Below are 2,222 nucleotides of genomic sequence, written 5' to 3'. Positions count from 1 at the left end.
TAAGTATTTCTCCAATCATTTCTGAAGATAGCGGATTATCTAAATCAATTTTCATACCTTAACCCTCACTTGTCCTGTTAATAGTTTTTGCATAAGTGCTTTTTTTTGTATTTTCAGTTCTTCAAGTTCATTTTTGAGTAGATTTATTTCATTGTTTATCGTATTCAGAAATTCACTTATTTTTAATTGTTCTTCTTTTGAAGGAAGTTTAATTTCTAATTCTTGATACTCAGAAATCCAATATCTCTTATGATCATCAGCAACAAAATTAATCATTTGCATTATTTCATAAATCAATTTGACATTAACCGACTTATCTTTTGGTTTTAAAATTTTCATTGCTGAAGATTTTGCTTTAAATGGAAAATCTACAAATTGTGTTGCAGTTGTAAAATCATCAAAAATTATAACTGGTAGATTGTCTTCAAATATCCCTTCAGTTTCATTCGTATAACCTAAAATAAATGTCTTTCCTGCAGTTAAAACTGGAGTTTCATATTCATCACTATAATTTGTATCAGAAACTAAATATTGTGTCGGTTGCAGATAATCAAGTAAATCACCTAACTTAACAAACTTCCAATCTTCATTAAAACCTTGAAAACGGATTTCACCACTTAAAAGCTTTTGCATTAAACCTTTTTTTAGTTGCTCTTTTTCTTTAATAAGTTTTTCTTGTTTTATTATAGCTTCATCCCAAGTAGTAAGAATTTGAGCTATTTTTATTTGTTCTTGATCTTTAGGCATAGGTATTGGCATGTCAAAAAAATCATCACTAGTTACATTCATTCTGTCATGTCTAGCACCATAATTAGCAATACTCATCATATATTTAAGCCATTTAGTACTTTTGAAAAAATGTTCGAGAAAGTTTGTTTGCTCATTTAATTTTGAACGAAAAACGGTATAAAGTGGCGATACCACTCCAGTTTGAGTATGTAAATTTCTATTAATTGGTCCAGCTGGAGCATTATTAGAAATACGAGGATTATAAACAAAATCACCACTTTCAACTATATAATACCCGTCTAAATTCCCTTGTTGTGCAATATCTTTATCAAAATATTCATTTTGTAAAACTATTCCATTTACAGCAGAGTTTGAAAAAACTGTAGTAATACTTTCATCAGTATTTTTTTTAGTACACTTTGTTGCAATATCTCTCAACTTAACAATATTCCAATCTTTTGGTACAAAACCAAGTTTTGTTTCTTGATAGCCCTTTGGCACTAAAGTTTCCATCTTATAGCCCCAACTCTTTTAGATAAGTACTCATTTGAGTTTTTATAGCTACAAGTTCATTCTCTATTTTTGAGATATTTGCTTTTGTAGCTTCTATATCTACAGGATTTTCTTCCTCAAATGTATCTACATATCTTGGGATGTTTAAGTTATAGTCATTTTCTTGTATCTCTTCAAGAGTAGCTACATGTGAGTACTTCTCTATTTCGCTTCTATTTCTATATGTTTCGATGATTTTATCAATATTTACATCATTAATATTATTTTGATTTTTTGCTTTGTCAAACTCTCTACTTGCATCTATAAATAAAATATCGTTATGTATTCTATTCTTTTTAAAAACAAGTATTGTTGCTGGAATACCTGTACCAAAGAAAAGGTTTGCAGGTAATCCTATGATAGCATCTAGTAAGTTTTGCTCAATTAGTCTTTTTCTAATTTTACCTTCACTAGCACCTCTGAATAATACACCATGCGGAAGTACTACTCCCATTCTTCCATGTTCATTTAAACTTTTTATCATATGTATCACAAAAGCATAGTCGCCTTTACTTTTTGGTGGTACTTCATAGTGATTAAATCTCATAAAGGGATCGTTCTGGGCAAAATCAGCTCCCCATTTATCAAGACTAAACGGTGGATTTGCTACAACCACATCAAATGTTTTAAGAAGATTGTCTTGTAGATGAAGTGGATTTCTTATCGTATCTCCCCACTCTATTATTGCATCGTTTATTTCATGTAAAAACATATTCATCTTACAAAGTGCTTGAGTTTGTCCATTTTTCTCTTGCCCATAAAGACGAAAGTTTTTACTTCCTATCTCTTTAGATGCTTTGATAAGAAGTGAACCAGAACCACATGTAGGATCATAGATCATCTCTCCCTCTTTTGGTTCAACTAGTTTTGCTAAAAGAGTTGATACCTCACTTGGTGTATAAAACTCCCCACCTTTTTTCCCTGCATCACTTGCAAAGTGT

At 30.6% G+C, this 2,222-nt stretch carries 2 protein-coding genes; both read right to left on the bottom strand.

All coding sequences use genetic code 11. The features are described 5' to 3' along the window. Nucleotides 1-51: 51 nt before the first annotated feature. Complete coding sequence (locus IBX42_RS12185) at nucleotides 52-1,242, bottom strand: restriction endonuclease subunit S (protein WP_294933202.1); 1,191 nt, start codon at nucleotides 1,240-1,242, stop codon at nucleotides 52-54. A 1-nt stretch (nucleotide 1,243) separates the two neighbouring features. Continuing rightward, nucleotides 1,244-2,222, bottom strand: a 979-nt coding sequence (locus tag IBX42_RS12180) for a type I restriction-modification system subunit M (protein ID WP_294933201.1), incomplete at its 5' end; no start/stop codon positions are given.

Source organism: Sulfurimonas sp., assembly GCF_014859695.1.
In the GTDB taxonomy this organism is placed as follows: Bacteria; Campylobacterota; Campylobacteria; order Campylobacterales; family Sulfurimonadaceae; genus Sulfurimonas.
This window is presented reverse-complemented; position numbering and strand designations above follow the sequence as displayed.